10 protein-coding genes and 1 rRNA gene are annotated in these 18118 nt (G+C 55.6%); 9 read left to right on the forward strand and 2 right to left on the reverse strand.

Going from position 1 to position 18118, the window contains the following annotated elements:
• Positions 1-177: 177 nt before the first annotated feature.
• The 4 genes from BUC36_RS17570 to BUC36_RS18900 all read left to right on the forward strand — a co-directional run bounded on the left by BUC36_RS17570 (position 178) and on the right by BUC36_RS18900 (position 9879).
• Positions 178-6771 (forward strand): NHL domain-containing protein, encoded by a 6594-nt coding sequence (locus tag BUC36_RS17570; RefSeq protein ID WP_159436043.1) that lies wholly within the window; start codon positions 178-180, stop codon positions 6769-6771.
• Between the two features lie 12 nt (positions 6772-6783).
• Positions 6784-7095 (forward strand): hypothetical protein, encoded by a 312-nt coding sequence (locus BUC36_RS17575; RefSeq protein ID WP_073277638.1) that lies wholly within the window; start codon positions 6784-6786, stop codon positions 7093-7095.
• 487 nt (positions 7096-7582) lie between these two features.
• Positions 7583-7870: an efflux RND transporter permease subunit gene (locus BUC36_RS17585; protein ID WP_073277642.1), complete on the forward strand. Its 288-nt coding sequence runs from the start codon at positions 7583-7585 to the stop codon at positions 7868-7870.
• Between the two features lie 1385 nt (positions 7871-9255).
• Positions 9256-9879 (forward strand): hypothetical protein, encoded by a 624-nt coding sequence (locus BUC36_RS18900; protein ID WP_143187038.1) that lies wholly within the window; start codon positions 9256-9258, stop codon positions 9877-9879.
• Positions 9880-10201: 322 nt separating this feature from the next.
• Here BUC36_RS18900 and ligB read toward each other — a convergent pair whose 3' ends face one another.
• Both ligB and BUC36_RS17600 read right to left on the reverse strand, forming a co-directional pair.
• Complete coding sequence (ligB, locus tag BUC36_RS17595; protein ID WP_084536244.1) at positions 10202-11944, reverse strand: NAD-dependent DNA ligase LigB; 1743 nt, start codon at positions 11942-11944, stop codon at positions 10202-10204.
• 33 nt (positions 11945-11977) lie between these two features.
• Positions 11978-12448 (reverse strand): DUF4124 domain-containing protein, encoded by a 471-nt coding sequence (locus BUC36_RS17600; protein WP_073277644.1) that lies wholly within the window; start codon positions 12446-12448, stop codon positions 11978-11980.
• 476 nt (positions 12449-12924) lie between these two features.
• On the opposite strand from BUC36_RS17600, the gene BUC36_RS17610 reads away from it, so the two are divergent.
• From BUC36_RS17610 to BUC36_RS17635, 5 genes are all read left to right on the forward strand, one after another.
• Positions 12925-14661: an acetolactate synthase 3 large subunit gene (locus BUC36_RS17610; protein ID WP_073277648.1), complete on the forward strand. Its 1737-nt coding sequence runs from the start codon at positions 12925-12927 to the stop codon at positions 14659-14661.
• Positions 14662-14672: 11 nt separating this feature from the next.
• Positions 14673-15164: an acetolactate synthase small subunit gene (gene ilvN, locus BUC36_RS17615; protein WP_073277650.1), complete on the forward strand. Its 492-nt coding sequence runs from the start codon at positions 14673-14675 to the stop codon at positions 15162-15164.
• Positions 15165-15189: 25 nt separating this feature from the next.
• Positions 15190-16215, forward strand: a complete 1026-nt coding sequence (gene ilvC / locus BUC36_RS17620) for a ketol-acid reductoisomerase (RefSeq protein ID WP_073277652.1) — start codon at positions 15190-15192, stop codon at positions 16213-16215.
• A gap of 116 nt (positions 16216-16331) precedes the next feature.
• Positions 16332-17231: a CDP-diacylglycerol--serine O-phosphatidyltransferase gene (pssA, locus tag BUC36_RS17625; RefSeq protein ID WP_073277654.1), complete on the forward strand. Its 900-nt coding sequence runs from the start codon at positions 16332-16334 to the stop codon at positions 17229-17231.
• Between the two features lie 778 nt (positions 17232-18009).
• Positions 18010-18118: ribosomal RNA gene (locus BUC36_RS17635) — 16S ribosomal RNA — on the forward strand; the annotation flags it as partial.

Raw genomic sequence — 18118 nt, forward strand, 5'->3', positions numbered from 1 at the left:
GAAACCACCGCCACCCTGTGATTGCATGCGGAACTCTTTTTAACCGCATTTCTGCATGCAATATTTTTTGGCTCGGCTAATTGCTGTGCTTGCTTTCAAGGATCGATTGGGGGAAACATGTTTCTACGGCAGTTATTTCGTGCGAAACGAATTTTTTTGTGTGCCTTGGGGCTTATAGTGTCATCGCTAGCGGTAGCCGGTGAATTCTCCGTTAGTGGTGTACAGGACTTCATACGAGAAACCGGGCAGCCGGTCGAGCAGACGGTCACATTTTCCGCTCCCGCCGTCGGCGACCATTACCGCCTGCGCATCCTCAACGGAGAAGGGGCGAGCTTTCAGGTCGCCTACCCTGTAACGTCTGGTGTCATCTCGCTCAATGGGACACAGAAGTTCTCTCCGGAAGACTTTACCCAAAGCGCCAGCTATCTCGAAGTCCCCGTATCGCTTGAATTGCAAAATACCCTAACTGTGAAGTTGGCCGGTCAACCCGGAAGCGGTTTGCGTGCCGAAGTGATTGGTTTTGACGATGATATTCCGGGAATTAATGCAGTCGTCAGCCCGGCCGCTAATGCCGCCGGTTGGCACAGGGATGACGTGACGGTGAGTTTCATTTGCAGTGACTCAGGAAGCGGTATCGAAGACTGCAGTGGGCCGGTTGTGGTAAGCAGTGAAGGAGAAAATCAGATATTTACCGGAGCGGTAACGGATAAGGCAGGCAACAGCGCGGAAGCTCAAGTCACCATCAATCTGGATAAAACCGCGCCGACCATCGCCATCATTCAACCGGCAGGTGGCGCTCAAGTGCAGGACTTGCGCCCGGAAATCCTGCTAGGCTTCCACGACAACCTGGTAGCTGATACCTCCTCGATAGAACTCACCATCAACGGCAGCGCCGGAATTTGCACCGCGGATAGCGGCGCCGCCCTGTGCCAGCCGCAAAACGACCTGCCACCCGGGGAGATCCGGCTTACCGCTTCCATCCGCGACCTTGCCGGTAACGCCACCAGCGCCGACAGCAGCTTCACCATCACTGACGGCGGCGGTGGGGAGCCCGGCGATCTGCCTCCGGAACCGGCGGAGGTCGCTACGCCCATCGACACCACCGGCACCTCCAGTCTCAAGAGCACCACCGAGTTCCTCTACACCGGCACCAACCCGATACAGGCCGGAGTGGACCCGGAAGTAATCGAGGAGCGCCGCGCCTCCGTGATTCGCGGCACAGTGCGCGACAAGGAAAACAACCCGCTGCACGGCGTTACCATCACGATCAAGGGCCACCCGGAGTTCGGCCGGACCCAGAGCCGCGAAAACGGCGGCTTCGATATGGCCGTCAACGGCGGTGGCTACCTGGTGATTGATTACGAGAAGGAGGGTTATCTCCCCGCTCAGCGCCGGGTTAAGGCCCCGTGGAACGACTACGCCCTCGCAGAAGACGTGGTGCTGATCCCGCTGGACAGTCAGGTCACCACTATAGACTTAACCGACGACAGCCAGCCGTTCCAGATACATCGGGGCGGCCTGCAGACCGACGACGATGGTAGCCGTCAGGCCACCATCCTCTTCCCCGCCGGCACCACGGCCACCATGACCCTACCCGGTGGTGGCGTGGCGTCCATTGATCAGCTGAGCGTGCGCGCCACCGAATATACCGTCGGCGAAAACGGCCCCGAAACCATGCCCGGTGAGTTACCGCCTACCAGCGGCTACACCTACGCCGTGGAACTCAGCGTGGACGAAGGCATCGCCGCCGGCGCCACCCGTGTCGACTTCAGTCAACCACTACCGGTATACGTTGATAACTTCTTAGAGTTTCCCGCAGGAACTGTAGTGCCCGCGGGTTGGTACGATCAGCAAAGTGCGGCATGGATACCGTCCGACGATGGCGTAGTGATTGAGATCATAGATGTAATAGACGGTCTCGCAACCTTGGACGTGGATGGCAGTGGTAATGCCGCTGATGCGTTTGCTCTAGCGAGATTGGGGATTACCGACGCCGAGCTGCAACAGCTGACACACATTTATGAAGTTGGTGCGAGCTTATGGCGTGTGCCGGTTGATCACTTTACGCCATGGGATTTCAACTGGCCTCTCACTCCACCAGATGATGCGGAGCGGCCTGAGCCAGAGACGGAAACTGATGAGCCGGAACCTGAACCGGAATGCGAGGGTGGCTCGATCATCGAATGTCAGGGCCAGGTATTGCGGGAGCGAGTGCAGGTAGTAGGCACCCCCCTGACACTAAATTATCGCAGTGACCGCGTGCCCGGTCGCAAAGCGTTCGCGGAAATTCAACTCACGGGAGACACAATTCCATCTTCACTAAAAGAGGTAGTGCTCGAAGTATCCATTGCTGGGCGAAAGTTTGAGTACTCTTTTGCGCCTCAGATGAACTTGCAGCATCAGTTCGTGTGGGATGGGGTTGATGTATTTGGGCGAAAACTATCCGGAAGTCAAATGGCCAATATTAAAATCGGCTATGTATATGACGCTTTCTATAGTGTTCCGGATAATACCTTGAGAGCTTTTTCGAGATCCGGGTTGGGCTCGCTCGTGGATGACAGCGGCAGCGGTATCCCGGCTCGTCAGACCATTACGCTTTGGTCATCGACCCAAAAGCAAATTGTTGCTTCCGCTACGGGCGGCGAGGAATTTGGCTTCTGGACTTTGTCTAATCACCATAAGTATGACATCCGGAATGGACAATTGGATCGAGGTGATGGGCAATCACTGAAGAAGTCTGCGATTGCGGAGATCTTGACTATCGCCGGCACTGGAGAATACGGAGACTCTGGTGATGGTGGTGATGCTAGGGAAGCCCAGTTTAGGGGGCCTCTGGGCGCGGCAGTGGCTCCGGATGGCACTGTCTACATCGCAGACCGGTGGAATAACAGGATTCGACGAATAGACACAAGCGGGATCATCTCCACAATGGTGGAGGGAGATGATAGCGCCTCTCCGTGTTGGCCTACCGCCGAGATAAATATTATTTCGCCTGCGGATGTCGCTGTTGATGGCGACGGCAATGTTTATATTGCGAATAGTAGCGCATGCACGATCGATGTAATAAGACCAGATGGATCGTTGGAGCGTGTGGCAGGTACTGGTCAGCTGGGATTTTCAGGTGATGGTGGACCTGCGGTTAACGCGAAATTAAATTACCCGAGTGCGGTTGAAGTTGGCCCAGACGGCAGTCTCTATATTGTCACCAGGAGTAGTATGGGAGGTTCGGGCGCGCGCATACGCCGAATTGGACCCGATGGAATAATCTCAACCATTGCTGGTACCGGAGAATTCGGAAGCGAGGGTGATGGAGGGCTGGCGATAAATGCCAGTTTCGAGTACAGCGGTGGGCTGGCTGTGTCCCAAGACGGCAGTATCTATATCGCCGACTTCGGCGCGGATCGCGTACGAAGAATCGACCCAAATGGAGTCATAAGTACGGTAGCGGGGACAGGGAGCTCTGGTTTCAGTGGGGATGGAGGTAAGGCTATTGATGCAACTCTTGGCCCGGCGGACGTTGCAGTGGGTCGAGATGGCAGTCTCTATATAGCAGATACAGGGAATCGAAGAATTCGGCGTGTAACCCCCGATGGCATAATTTCGACGGTGGTTGGTACGGGTGAGCGAGGAGTCTCTGGTGATGGTGGTGCAGCCAATAATGCCGAACTCAATTGGCCGCTTCGCATTGCGCTGGGCAACGCTGACGAACTCTACATAATTGACAATAATGCACATAATATTCGTAAGGTTGAATTTTGGCCACCCTTGTTACAGGAGAATACATTTGTAGCCTCTGCAGGCGGACGGGAACTGTATGAATTTGATGTAAATGGGCGCCACCTGAATACATATGACACCGTAAGTGGCGAGGTGGTTTACCATTTCCATTACGATGAAAATAACTTGTTGAGGCGTATCGAAGACGCTTATGGCAGTGCAACGGTCATCGAGCGCGACAGTTCCGGTACGAACGTGACGATTGTTGCACCAGATGGTCAGCGGACCACGCTGCTGCTGAATCCAGAAGGCTACCTTGCCAGTGCCACCAATCCCGCTGGCGAAAGCCATACCATGGGCTATACGGGCGATGGTCTACTTACCCGCTTCACCGACCCCAACCAGCACAGCTCCACAATGACTTACGACGCGCTCGGCTTTCTGCAAACCGACATCAACGCAGCGGAAGGTGGCTGGACCTTGGAAAGGGATAAGCTACAGCCCGGTAATGAATACCGCATGACTTCCGCCGAGGGTCACACCACTCGTTACCAGGTGGTTCCACAGAGTGTCGGTGGCCGATTGCGCAACACCATTTATCCGGACGGTACGATTCTGACAAAACTTTTCGGCTTAAATGGCGATGTGCTTGCCATCGCTCCGGATGGAACAGAAACTTTCCGCAAGCCCGGTCCCGATCCCCGTTTTGGCTTGGCTGCGCCCGTTTCCGATAACGTCACGGTGACTACGCCGAGTGGTTTGAAGCAGGTTATCGTCACTACACGGTCTGCTGCACTGGAGGATAAGTCAGACCCCCTGAGCCATACTTCCTTGGGGCAATCCGTCAGTGTTAACGGTCGCGTGACGACGGCGACCTATGATGGCCCAACCCGCACTTGGCTGGGCATCACGCCCGAAGGTCGCCAGAGCACTACAGAGCTAGATGAAAAGGGTCGTCCCATCTTCCAGCAAGCCGGCGGCCTTGCGCCCCTCGGCTTTGGCTACGACACTCGCGGCAGACTGGTCGTGTCCACCGCGGGCACGGGCATGGAGCAGCGCAGCGTGAGCTACGGCTACGACTCCGACGGCTTCCTTGAAAGCATCACCGACACCCTGCAGCGCACCACCAGCTTCGATTATGACCTCGCCGGCCGTGTCACCCGACAGACGTACCACGACAGTCGCAGTGTCGGCTACCAGTACGACCCCGCCGGCAACCTCACCGCGATCATCCCGCCGGGGCGCGAGGCTCACCTATTCAACTACACCAAAGTCAACCTGGAGGAGGGCTACACCCCACCGGATCTGGATGGCGTGGAAACGGTGACCCGCTACCAGTACAACAAGGACAAACAGCTGACTCTGGTAGAGCGCCCAGACAGCCGCACTATCGCCTACGACTACGATGACGGTGGCCGCCTCGCCAGCCGCACTATCGACCGCGGCAGTTACAGCTATGTCTACGATGAGAACTCCGGCCAGCTGAGCACCATCACCGCTCCCGGCGGCGGGACCCTCAGCTACAGCTACGACGGCTTCCTGTCCCTGTCCGAAACCTGGGGCGGCAGCATTGCCGGCAGCGTATCCTGGAACTACGACAATAACTTCTGGCTCACCCAGCAGTGCGTCAACACGAACAACTGCGTCAGCTTCGGCTACGACGATGACGGCCTGCTCCTCCAGGCCGGCGCCCTGAGCCAGACCCGTCACGCCCAGAGCGGCCTGCTGACGAGTTCGGAACTGGGCAGCACCGTCACCGAATACGGCTACAACAGCTTCGGCGAGCTGCTTAGTGCGGAGACGGAAGCCTCGGGCACCGCCCTGGCCAGCTTCGGCTACCAGCGCGACAGTCTCGGCCGCATCAGCAGCAAAACCGAAATCTTGAACGGCAGCGCGGTAACCGAAAGCTACGAGTACGACACAGCGGGTCGCCTTAAGTCCGTTACCCGTGATGGAGTGACCACAAGCTGGCAATACGACAGCAACGGTAACCGCACCCACGAAAATGGCCAGCAAGTCGCCACCTACGACGAGCAGGACCGCCTGCTTACCTACAAGGGGGCGAGCTACGACTACACCGCCAACGGCGAACTGAAAAGCAAGACCGAAATCGGAGCGAACACCAGCTACAGCTACGACGAATTCGGCAACTTGATCAGCGCTACCCTGCCCGGAGACATGCGGATCGAATACGTGATCGACGGCCGCGACAGAAGAATCGGCAAGAAGGTCAACGGCCAGCTGGTACAGGGATTCCACTACGAAGATCAATTGAGCCCCGTGGTTGAGCTGGATGGAAGCGGCAACATAGTTGCTCGCTTCGTCTATGCCGAAAAGGTCAATGTGCCTGCCTACATGATAAAAGGAGGCACTACTTACCGTATTATCAGTGATCACCTTGGAAGCCCGAGACTGGTTGTGAAGGCCAGTACGGGAGAGATTGCCCAGCGTATGGACTACGACGCCTGGGGCAACGTGATCGCAGATACCAATCCTGGTTTCCAGCCATTCGGTTTTGCGGGTGGTATTTATGACCAACACACCAAGCTGACTCGGTTTGGTGCGAGGGATTACGATGCAGAGACTGGACGTTGGACCGCAAAAGATCCGATACGCTTTGATGCTGGCGACTCGAATATTTATGCATATGTGTCAAATGATCCGATCAATTCAATTGACCCCACTGGCTTGCTATGTTTTGACTTCGGTAAGTTTGCCGATCAAATTGAGAAAAATCGCCTCGATCTAATAGCCACTCTCGGCACTCTTGTTACGGCGGAGGCCATTGGCACAATGCCCAAGACTCCTGGAGAATTGAGAGGACTTGGAGTGCCCAAAGGGCAATTAAACCCATATACCGGTCAGTTAAGTCGGTGGTCAGGTCGGCTTGGTACCAGAGTATTACGTGAAGCTGGGCGAGCGGCCTTAGGTGTGGCTGCGGGAACAGTAGCTACTGGGGCTTTAATTTTTGAGGGCTTTTATGACTGGGGGGTTATCGGAAAGGCCGCCTGGGATAATACATCTTCTGGTGACTGTGAGTGTGAAGGCAATTAGAGAGATCGTGCTATGGGATTTTCGGAAGATGATCTGCGTTTAGCGGCCAAGCTAAGAGTTGCTCGCTTGTTTAACCTGAATCCAGATGCGCTGTCGTTTGACATGGTATTTGGGGAGGATCTAAAGGCGAGTTTTATCTCCAATTTCAAGGCCAACGAGTTTGATCAGTTAGATTACGATATTCGCGATGTTGCAGACCACCAGGTTCTTAAAGAACTAGCTTCCGGTACTTTGGTAATACGAACAGTAGGTGACTATTGTGAACATATGATTCGATGTTACCGTGCTAAGCCGAAAGACGTGAATCGTGTTCTTTTAGGTTAGTGAGAGATAGATTTATCGCTGTTGGCGGGTTCTCTGAAGGGGCTACCAATGGGTTTATGGAAAACCGAACGTTAAAGCCTGGTCTGCGTGGAGGGTTGGTGGGTCTAGCTGGTGCTGACCTATCTGGAGCGGTTGCAGAAGCACTGCCAGTTGGCAATGACTATAGTTGTGAGAAATACGAGTTAAATCATCAAAGAATATGGTATTGAGGGCGGTATTTCTTGGGTTGTTCGTTTCGATGCCGACTATCGTGCTTTCTGGATTTGCTGTCTATCGTGGTCGAATATGGATTGAGGAAAAGTTTTCTGTAGAAATTCCTGATCCTGCTTACATGCTCATACTTTTCATAGTCATGTGGTCCGCTATGTGGATATCGAGTGGAAGGCTGATCCGTGCGCTTTCTGGCTCTGAAAGTTCGGATAAAGATAGCGGGGGCTGACAAGGAGGGTCGATCAATGGGACGGAGTCATAGATATCCGGCATTTTTATGGTGGAATTTGCCGACAATCTGCAGGGGGGCGGGCTGTACAGGCGCGCGGCGATTGAGGAGGCGGCGTCCATCCGCTTGCGGCCGGTGCTGATGACCACCGCTTCGCTGGTACTGGCAATGGTGCCATTACTGATCGCCGCCGGTCCCGGTGGCGGTGCGCGTTACGCGATGGGACTGGTAGTGGCCACGGGCATGACCATCGGCACGCTGTTCACGCTGTTCGTGGTGCCGGCGATGTATCTGTATCTCGGGCGGGACTACCAGAAATTTATACGGACCACATAGTTGTGCTTTCGAGATGGCGGGCTGCTACTCGGCAAGTGAGTAACGGCTAAAAATATCGACTAGATTTAGAAAAAAGACACTTTAATATGACCATTGAAAAACAATAGTTGGCGAAAAATCCAATGTTTTCGTCAATACGTATATAAATGACGATACTACCTTTCGGCTCCATTATTAGCTCTATTTTTTTCATTTCCGCGCTCAAAATTTTCTCGTGTTGGTCAATTTTTGCACCTGCTGTCAAGAATCGATTTAGGGGGTTATGAATATACAATTGTTTTGCAGTGCGTATCTCATTGCTTTGCGTGGTATTTAACATTTCGTTTCATCGTCGGTAGTGCTCGACGCATTTTCGGTTGGCTGGGTGCAGGAATTTGTTTTGGATGATGGGAAACCTATTGAGCAAAAATTTACGTTTTCTGCTCTTCGGCCGGTATCCATTGGTGCCTGCGTATACTCAATGGTAAAGAGGCAGGCTTCCGAGTTCGCGTCCCTAAAGAGTTAGGTGTTATCCCGGTAAACGGATCGCAGCAATTCTCCTCAAGAAGCTTTGCCCAGAATGCCGGTCACCATGAAATTTCCGTATCCCTCAACTTGCAAAATCCCCTTAGTGATAAATTGGCCGGTAAATTGTAGTGCAGGTACTCATGATGTCTTGTGCCAGCCATAGAGCAAAGCTGCTCGGCCAGTCCATAACTATGCCTGATTCATCAGTGACTTGTCCGGCTTCAACTATTGGCGTAGAAAATCAATTCATTTTAGATGGTAATGACGCCGACAACCCAGGTCGCCTGCCTCCACGCGAGGCAAACATTTCTACTTTCATCACATCAGCTAATTTTACTAAATATAGTGATTCCGTTCTCATTGGCCCGAGTGTGACGCAGAACCATTTATTGACATCTTGCTAAACCTAAAGCAGCAGCTATCCTGGCTCTGGATTTCTGGTTCAAAAAAATTATGACATCGGTTGCGACGATTAACTCGAGCATCCATTTAATCTAGTAAAGGGAGTCAATATGAAGCGAATAGTCATCTTCTTGTGCTACCTCAGTATGACTTTTGCCGCCTTCTCAGCGTCGGCTTCAGATCCTGAGCTTAGGAAGGAGTTTTTCGATTGCGATCCACTATTTAAGCTGTGGGCTCTAAGTTGGACTAACGGTCATTCGGTGCAGAGCAAGAATTCCATAAAGATAGCGCCCACAAACCAAGGTGAGTGGGGTGAATGGCAAGATAACCTTCCTCAAAATGGCTGTGTTGGACCAGGTGTCAATCTCAAGTGGTACAAATTTGTCATTGGAGGATTGTGGGATACAGATTCAAATCTTGTATGGCTACCCCGTCATCAGTGCGAAGGGCAACAACTGCCTTGAGGAGAACGTATTATGAAACCTTACATTTGCTTTATATCATGCTGCGCGGTTGTTTTTTCAGTCAATGCCTCGCCTCCTGAGCGTTCAGGCAGAATAAGTTGTGAGAAACCTACTTATCAAGCCCAATGTAAACTGGCATGGAATTTTAGCGAGACAAATAAAGCGTATTTCATCCCTCAAGTTTTTGATGTGTCTGAGGAAAGTTGGCGAAACATTGAAAAGCCTGCAATAGAAAATTATGGAGTCACGAAAAGAACGGTCGAAGGCGGAAGCCTCTACCGAGTATTGGCATGCGACACACCGCAAGTGACCGATAGTTGTTTAGATTCTGGGGTTTACTGGGTGATAGCTCGACCGAAGATAGGTGACCTACCTGAAAGCGTGGCCGACAAGCGCGGTAATAACATGTTGATTATGAAGAACGCTGACTCAAAAACGCAGATAGATCAATACAATGTTTACGTCATGATCAATGTACTGGAACAAATTGATCTTTCTAAGCTCCCTCCCATGGTGGAGCCCGTTGCTACCGCCAGAGAGGATTTCGCTGAGCAGCATGTTAATGAGGACGATGAGATTCAAGGGAGTCTGTATTACAATTATACGGCACTTCGTGAGAAAGCCCTGAAAAAATAGATTTTTGTTGCGCTGGTGGAGCACTCTGCTCCACCGGTTCAATTCGCAAGCCCCTGCCTCGGCGTAAGAAAAAGGTTTTTGTCCACACGTCGTTATTAAGTTTGAAGTGTTCGACGGTTCCTTGAGGCGGAGACTCCGTTCACCAGTGAATTAATTTCTTATTGGATTCATGAGGCGGATTCGTCTGATTTCAGTAGCCGGCGGAGGCGGTACAGCGGCCGCACGAGTCGGTCGGAGCTACGTGTTCCGCGACGGGCCAGTCGTTCACATCAATTAGACCGACGCGGAAAGGCCGATCAGAATCCAAGTCTGTCTAAGGCCGTCAGAAGCCGGCAATTTTCAGTGTTGCCAGCTGTCGGCGCAGCGCCAACACTTCCGGATGTCGCATAAAGTCGACGATCGACTCCGCGCGTTTGGGGCCGATATTTGGCAGTTGTCGCCAGTCTTCAGCGCTGCGGTGCGCGAGGCTGGAAAAATTCTCGCCTCGCCAGAAGTCATCCGCGAGGCCGGCCGCTGAGGGCATGCCGAGCGCAATCATCCAGTCGCGAAAGCTGCGTCTGTGGGCCTGTGCAAAGTTATTTTCGAGTTGCGCGGCGCGTCCGTCGCCGATGCCGGGAATACCAGTTAGTACCTGGTGCGACAGCTTGGTCCAGGCCAGCAGGTCCGGCAGTGCGCCCGCCTCCAGTAGCGAACGCCATTGGCCCTCGCTCATGCCGCGAAATCCCAGTTTCTCGCCGAGCCATTGGGCGCGTGCGAGAAACTGCTGCTCGCATCCGGCGGTCGGTCGCCAACAGCTCAGGGCGCTGTAGTCCCCGGGATCCGGAATCTCCAGCGCGGCGCGCCGGGTCGCCGGTAGCACTACATCGAGAACTTTTGGAATGGTCCGGCCGGCCAGAGTTATGCGCAGCTGGTCGCCGGGGCGGATATCGAGTTTCCGCCAGCGGGCGAAAGAACCACTGCTGATGCGCCTGATCTCGCGGTCGTCGAGCGTTGTTGGTCTGATCTCGATGACCGGCACGATCTTACCGGTGCGCCCGATTGGAAAATGCACATCGACGACTTGTGCCAGCGCCGTTTCGCCGGGGTACTTCCAGGCCGCGGCCCAGCTCGGCGGCTCGGCGCGCCAGTGTTCGGCCGCTGGTCGCGCGCCCCGCCGCAATACGATGCCGTCAGTGGCGAATGGCAGCGGTTCACCGTACCAGCGGTCGCGCCAGCTGCGGACCTGCTCCAGGGTTGCAACCGGCCAGGTGAAAGCCGTGGTGTCGTAGCCCAGCGCCTTCAGCGCTTGCAGGCGCTCCGGTATGGCCGCAGGTCCCTGCGGCCAGTCCCAGATGAAAATCGCCAGCCGCTGTGCCTGCTCCGGTGACAGTGTTCGCGAAGCCATGGCACCGCTGGCCAGTCCGCGCGCATTGTTGCTGCCGTACCTTTGGCGGTGGCCTTCAAAGCGCCAGTAGACTTCGCCCTGTAATACCAGTTGCGCGCGGTTGTCGGGAATCTCCGGCAGTATCGCCGCTATCTCCCGCGCGTGGTGTGTCCAGTCCTGGCCGCGCTCGCCGTCGCCGCGACTGATCATTCGCACCAATTTGCCGTACTCGTAGATCAGCGTTACCGCCACGCCGTCGACCTTGGGTTGAATCCAGGTTTCCTGCTGCGCATCCAGCCAGTCGGCGACCGAAGCGGCACTGGCCAGCTTGCGCAGCCCCGTGTGGGGAACCGGGTGCACCAGTGTTCGCCCAGCCACTTCTTGCGGCGGTGTTGCCGCTTGTGCGTATTGCGGGAAACAGAGGTTCCAGCGCGCGAGCTTCGCCCGCGCCTGGTCGTAGACCGCGTCCTCGATCAGGGACTGATGCTTGAAATAGTAAGCCTCGTCCCACTGCGCAATTTTCTGCCGCAACTGGCTGATCTCTGTCTGCGCGCGATGGTCGCTCCACGGCGGACAGTTCGGGAGCTGTGCCGCCGCCTGCGGAGCGGTAAAACATAGCAGCAGCGAAAACAGCGCTGCGGAAAGTGGGAAATTGGGGAAAGGCTGGGAGGGAACGCGGGTGGCGAAAAAGTCCTTTTTCATAGCGGCGCCCTCCTTGGCGCTCGCCTTGGGGTGTTAGCAGTTCTCTTGGATAGTCTGCTGCGCATCGGCGATACGCTGCTGGCGCTCCTCTTCCGGCAGGACACGCATCTTGCCGTCCTGACCAATCTCACGCACGCGGGAGTGGGTGGTCAGTTCCTTTAGATTGGTCTGCGCCATACGGCAGCGTTGAGCGCGGACAGCCTGTTGCGCTTTGGTCAGCGCCTCGGCCTGCTGTGGGTCCTGCTGCGGCTCCGGTTTTGCGGCGACGGATCTTTCGACAGAAGTTGCGGCATCCTCGGTCGTCTCCGCTTTCATGGCCTGCTGTTCCGCCTGCCATTGCTTGTAGCGCTCGGACTTGGGCTTCCTGACCACCTCAACCCCTTCTTTCTTCGGTGGCTGTGCGCCGAAGTGCACCACGCCATTCTCATCCACCCATTTGTAGATGCCGTCGGCATGTGCGGAGATTGCAAGAATGGAAATCAGAATCGCGAGAGCGATGCGCATCGGGGGCCCCTTTTTGTTCTGTGTCGTATGTGCCAGATGGCATTGTACCGGTCTGGGCGCGCATTCCTGCAACCGTTTTAACAGTTTTGCCAATTACCCGCAGCAAACGCTATTGACAGCCACGACTCAGTTTGCAGAATCAATCGTTCGCTCGGCGAGTAGATGTCACCGCACACCCGCGGATTCCATTCTACCTTCCGGTGGGCCACCGCCCGCCTCACCCTGTCGAGAGGGTCCTCCTCCTTATCCTCGGAGGCCTGCAAGCCCGTCGCGATCACCTTTAAGTGAGTCCTGCGGGATTGGCGTATTCGCGCTGCCGATGAAGTTATCCTAAAAGCCGGCACAAAAATACGCTACAGGCTGATATTTGTCATAATTTTCCTTTACAATCGCCCTTTGACTTTCTCGTCATCTGGCGGTTTTCCCGTTCTTGAGTGATGGATATCCTACGAAACAGGAAATTTGAGGGGGCTTCAGTGGAATTACTCTCCGGCGGCGATATGTTGGTTCGCGCGCTGCAGGATGAAGGGGTTGAATTGATATTCGGATACCCCGGCGGTTCGGCGTTACATATCTACGATGCCATCTTTCGGCAAAAGGGCATCAAGCACGTGCTGGTGCGCCACGAGCAGGGTGCTACTCACGCGGCGGACGGCTATGCCCGCTCCACCGGCAAGGCGGGGGTGGTGCTGGTGACCTCGGGTCCGGGCGCGACCAATGCGATTACCGGCATTGCCACCGCGTATATGGATTCCATTCCCATGGTGGTGATTTCCGGTCAGGTCCCCAGTGACAAGATCGGCGAGGACGCCTTCCAGGAAACCGATATGGTCGGCTGTTCGCGGCCAATCGTGAAGCACAGCTTCCTGGTCAAGAATGCCGAGGAAATTCCCGAAATTGTCAAAAAGGCTTTCTATATCGCCAGTACCGGCCGTCCCGGTCCGGTGGTTATCGATGTGCCCAAGGACGTTACCAATCCAGCTGACCGCTTCCCGTACCGCTTCCCGGAGAAAGTGCGCATGCGCTCCTATACGCCGGCGGGTAAGGGACACAGCGGCCAGATCCGCAAGGCGGTGGCGCTGCTGCTTTCCGCCAAGCGACCGGTGATCTACGCGGGAGGAGGCGTGGTGCAGGGGGGCGGTGCCGAACTGCTGACCGAGCTGGCACAGCGCCTGAATTACCCGGTGACCAATACCCTGATGGGGCTCGGCGCCTATCCCGGCAGCGACAAGCGCTTCCTCGGCATGTTGGGAATGCACGGTACTTTTGAGGCCAACACGGCAATGCATCACGCCGATGTGATTCTCGCCGTCGGCGCGCGCTTCGACGACCGTGTGACCAACACCCCGAACAAGTTCTGTCCCGGTGCCAAGATTATCCATATCGATGTGGACCCGGCCTCCATTTCCAAGACGATCGTTGCGGATGTCCCGATCGTGGGTACTGTGCAATCGGTGCTGGGTGAAATGCTGGAGATGCTGAAGTCTTCCGATGAACAGCCGGATCAATCGGCGATTGTCGACTGGTGGCGGCAGATAGATGACTGGCGCGAGCGCCATGGCATCTATACGGCGCCCCGTTACCGGACCGACGGCGCCCTGATCATGCCGCAGGAGGTCATCCGCGCCGTTTACGACATTACCGAGGGCGATGCCTTCGTGACCTCCGATGTGGGGCAGCACCAGATGTTTGCGGCCCAGTACTACCTGTTCGACAAGCCGCGGCGCTGGATCAACTCCGGCGGTCTTGGAACCATGGGCTTCGGCCTGCCGGCGGCGCTGGGGGTGAAGATCGCGCATCCGGACAAAGAAGTGGTCTGCGTAACCGGCGAGGGCAGTATCCAGATGTGTATTCAGGAACTGTCCACCGCGACCCAGTACCACCTGCCGGTAAAGATTCTCTGCCTGAACAACCAGGCGCTCGGCATGGTGAAGCAGTGGCAGGAAATGCAGTACGAAGGGCGTCTGTCCAACAGTGTGTACGAGGAGTCGCTGCCGGACTTCGTCAAACTCGCGGAGGCCTATGGCCATCTCGGGGTAAAGATCGATCGCCGTGAAGAGCTGCACGACAAGCTGCAAGAGGCGTTTGCAATCAAGGACCGCACCGTATTTATCGATGTATACGTCGATCCGTCCGAGCATGTGTATCCGATGCAGGTGATGCCGAATGGCTCCATGCGGGATATGTGGTTGAGCAAGACGGAGCGGACCTAGGAAGTAAGACGATGCGCAGAATAATTTCAGTTCTGATGGAAAACGAACCCGGTGCACTCTCGCGCGTGGTTGGGCTCTTCTCCCAGCGCGGTTACAACATCGAGAGTCTGACGGTGGCGCCGACCGAGGATGCCACCCTGTCACGTCTGACGCTGGTTACTATTGGCGACGATCACAAGATTGAGCAGGTCACCAAGAACCTGAACAAGCTGATTGACGTGGTGAAGCTGGTCGACCTGACCGAGGGCTCGCATATCGAGCGTGAGCTGTTGCTGGTCAAGGTGCGTGCCAGTGGGGCGCAGCGCGACGAGATCAAGCGCAGTGTGGATATTTTTCGCGGCCAGATAGTGGATGTCACCAGCAATATGTACACCGTGCAGGTGGCGGGCACTGGCGAGAAACTGGATGCTTTTTTGCAGGCTCTCGGCGAGCACACGATTATGGAAGTGGTGCGCTCCGGAGTGTCGGGCATCGCCCGCGGCGAAAAGGTTTTGAGTGTTTGAATTGGCAAGAAATAGGAAGTGAACAATGCAAGTTTTTTACGATAAAGATTGCGATCTCTCTTTGATCCGGCAGAAGACCGTAGCCATCGTCGGTTACGGTTCCCAGGGGCATGCCCACGCCAACAACCTGAAAGATTCCGGCGTTAGCAATGTCGTTGTCGGTCTGCGCAAAGGCTCCAGCTCCTGGGCCAAGGCCGAAAAAGCCGGCCTGCGCGTGGCGGAAATTACCGATGCGGTAAAAGATGCCGATGTGGTCATGATCCTGGCGCCCGACGAGTACCAGGCTGCCATCTACCGTGAGGAGGTGGCGCCGAACCTGAAATCCGGCGCCGCGCTGGCCTTTGCCCACGGCTTTAATGTGCACTTCGAGCTGATCGAGCCGCCGAAGGACGTTGACGTCATCATGATCGCGCCGAAGGGGCCGGGCCACACTGTGCGCTCCACCTACCTTGAGGGCGGTGGTGTGCCGACGCTGATCGCCGTGTATCAGGACGCCTCCGGCAAGGCCAAAGAGCTGGCCCTCTCCTATGCCTCCGCGAACGGCGGTGGCCGCTCCGGCATCATCGAAACCAATTTCCGCGAAGAGACTGAAACCGACCTGTTCGGCGAACAGGCGGTACTCTGTGGCGGTGTTTCCGCGCTGGTCATGGCCGGTTTCGAAACACTGACTGAAGCGGGTTACGCACCGGAGATGGCTTATTTTGAGTGCCTGCACGAGCTGAAGCTGATTGTCGACCTGATGTATCAGGGCGGCATTGCCGACATGCGCTATTCTATTTCCAACACCGCCGAATACGGTGACTATGTAACTGGCCCGCGCATCGTTACCGAAGAGACCAAGGCCGAAATGAAGCGGGTGCTGAAGGATATTCAGACCGGTAAATTCGCCAAGGACTTTATGCTGGAATCCCTTGCTGGCCAGCCACGCCTGAAAGCCGAGCGCCGTATTGGCGGTGAGCACGAGATCGAGCAGGTCGGCGCCAAGTTGCGCGCGATGATGCCGTGGATCAAGGCCAATAAGATTATCGATAAGACCGAAGGCAACAGTTGATCGGTCAAAGATGACAAAAGGCGGCGGGGGAGACCCCGCCGCCTTTTTTTGTTCTGGGCGCTGGCTTGGCATTGGCGGTACACTCGCCGGCTGCACAATGCATTAATGGAGAAAATATGAGCGACAAAGGGGAAGAAAAGAAATCTACTGCCGCACCCGAGGCGCAAGCTTCCGCGGAAGAGATCCGCCTGCCCGTCGACGAGCACATCGAAGAAGAGGTTTCCGCCAGCGGCAAAAAAGTGCGCGCACGCGGAGTCTATTTGCTGCCGAACTTGATCACCACCGGGGCCCTGTTCAGCGGCTTCTACGCGATTATTGCCGGGGTGAACGGTAACTTTGAGGCCGCCGCCATCGCCATATTCGTCGCCATGATCCTCGACGGGTTGGATGGCCGCGTGGCCCGCCTGACTGACACGCAGAGCGCATTCGGCGTGCAATACGATTCCTTGTCGGACATGGTGTCTTTTGGTCTGGCGCCGGCCCTGGTGGTATTCAGCTGGGCGCTGGGGTATCTGGGGAAGTTCGGTTGGGCGGCGGCCTTCCTGTACGCGGCCTGTGCCGCACTGCGACTTGCCCGTTTCAATACCCAGGTGGACACGGTCGATAAAGGGGTCTTTATTGGACTCGCCAGCCCGACAGCGGCCGCCATTGTCGCCAGTATGGTCTGGGCGGGCCATGACGCCGAGGTAGGGTCTGGGCTGGCGGTGGTCGCTGCCGTGGTGACAATGACCGCCGGCCTATTGATGGTATCGAACTTCCGCTATACGAGTTTCAAGAAGCTGGATTTCAAGGGGCGTGTGCCTTTCGTGATGATGCTCGCGGTAATCCTGATCTTCAGCCTGGTGACCATTGATCCCCCGCGGGTTCTGCTGGCGCTGGCGGTGATCTACACCGCGTCCGGTCCGGCTCTGTGGTTCTGGGGGCGCTTCCATTCCGCTCGCGAAACGGGCGGCAAAGCCAGCGGAACCGGTGGGTCAGATGAAAGGGCGGAGGACACGAAAGGCGACCAACAATAAGCGCCCCAGTTACTTGGTATTCGCCCACTGTGACACTACAGTTAAATAGCGGGAGCGTGAACTTGGGTTCGCGACAGGCAGGAGGCCGTAAGGGCCCCGATGATTCCCCGGAGGAGGGAAATCTGCCACAGGCCCAAAAAGGGCTTGCAGAGCGCCGCAGCAACCCGTATAGTTCGCGCCCTCGTCGTTGAGCAAGCGGCGAGAAGGCGGCTCCAAGTAATTGATTTTCTTAAGAAAATTTCTTCAAAAAAGAGCTTGCCAAGGTCGAAGAGGTCGCTATAATGCGCGCCACTTCGAGAGGAGCTGAAAGGCTCCGCGAGGGGCTCCAGGCAGCCCTTCGAGAGAGGAAAGAGAAGCTGTTTAGCGCCCCTTCCTCCCCCCAAAAAAAGCTCCAAAAAAGAGCTTGCCAAGGTTGAAGAGGTCGCTATAATGCGCGCCCCTTCAGGCGGAACCGGAAGCGGTTTCGCGAGGCAGGGAAGAGATCTTCGGATCGCTGAAAAGCCTCGAAAAAGCTGCAAAAAAGCACTTGCTTCAGCAGCCCGGATGTGTAGAATACGCGTCCCGCAGTTAGGGCCTAGCGCTCAACTGAGTTGTTTAAAAATTCGATCAAGCAATATGTGTGGGTGCTTACGGGGCGATGAATCGATACATCTGGCTTCGGCCAGAAAAAGATTTATCGGAAGTAAGTAACTCATGTCAATGAATTACGTTTTAATTCCGAGCAAGACTTAAGTCCGATTAGTAACCATATTCCGGTTGCTATGAAGGGCGACTCTTTAAACTGAAGAGTTTGATCATGGCTCAGATTGAACGCTGGCGGCAGGCCTAACACATGCAAGTCGAGCGCGAAAGTTCCTTCGGGAATGAGTAGAGCGGCGGACGGGTGA

Source organism: Microbulbifer donghaiensis, assembly GCF_900129095.1.
Classification (GTDB): domain Bacteria; phylum Pseudomonadota; class Gammaproteobacteria; order Pseudomonadales; family Cellvibrionaceae; genus Microbulbifer; species Microbulbifer donghaiensis.

What these genes read in the sequence shown, in the direction of transcription:
- BUC36_RS17575 (WP_073277638.1), top strand. Translation starts at nt 6,784, where the DNA reads ATGGGATTTTCGGAAGATGATCTGCGTTTAGCGGCCAAGCTAAGAGTT.
- ilvN (WP_073277650.1), top strand. Translation starts at nt 14,673, where the DNA reads ATGCGCAGAATAATTTCAGTTCTGATGGAAAACGAACCCGGTGCACTC.
- ligB (WP_084536244.1), bottom strand. Translation starts at nt 11,944, where the DNA reads ATGAAAAAGGACTTTTTCGCCACCCGCGTTCCCTCCCAGCCTTTCCCC.
- BUC36_RS17600 (WP_073277644.1), bottom strand. Translation starts at nt 12,448, where the DNA reads ATGCGCATCGCTCTCGCGATTCTGATTTCCATTCTTGCAATCTCCGCA.
- pssA (WP_073277654.1), top strand. Translation starts at nt 16,332, where the DNA reads ATGAGCGACAAAGGGGAAGAAAAGAAATCTACTGCCGCACCCGAGGCG.
- BUC36_RS17585 (WP_073277642.1), top strand. Translation starts at nt 7,583, where the DNA reads ATGGTGGAATTTGCCGACAATCTGCAGGGGGGCGGGCTGTACAGGCGC.
- ilvC (WP_073277652.1), top strand. Translation starts at nt 15,190, where the DNA reads ATGCAAGTTTTTTACGATAAAGATTGCGATCTCTCTTTGATCCGGCAG.
- BUC36_RS18900 (WP_143187038.1), top strand. Translation starts at nt 9,256, where the DNA reads ATGAAACCTTACATTTGCTTTATATCATGCTGCGCGGTTGTTTTTTCA.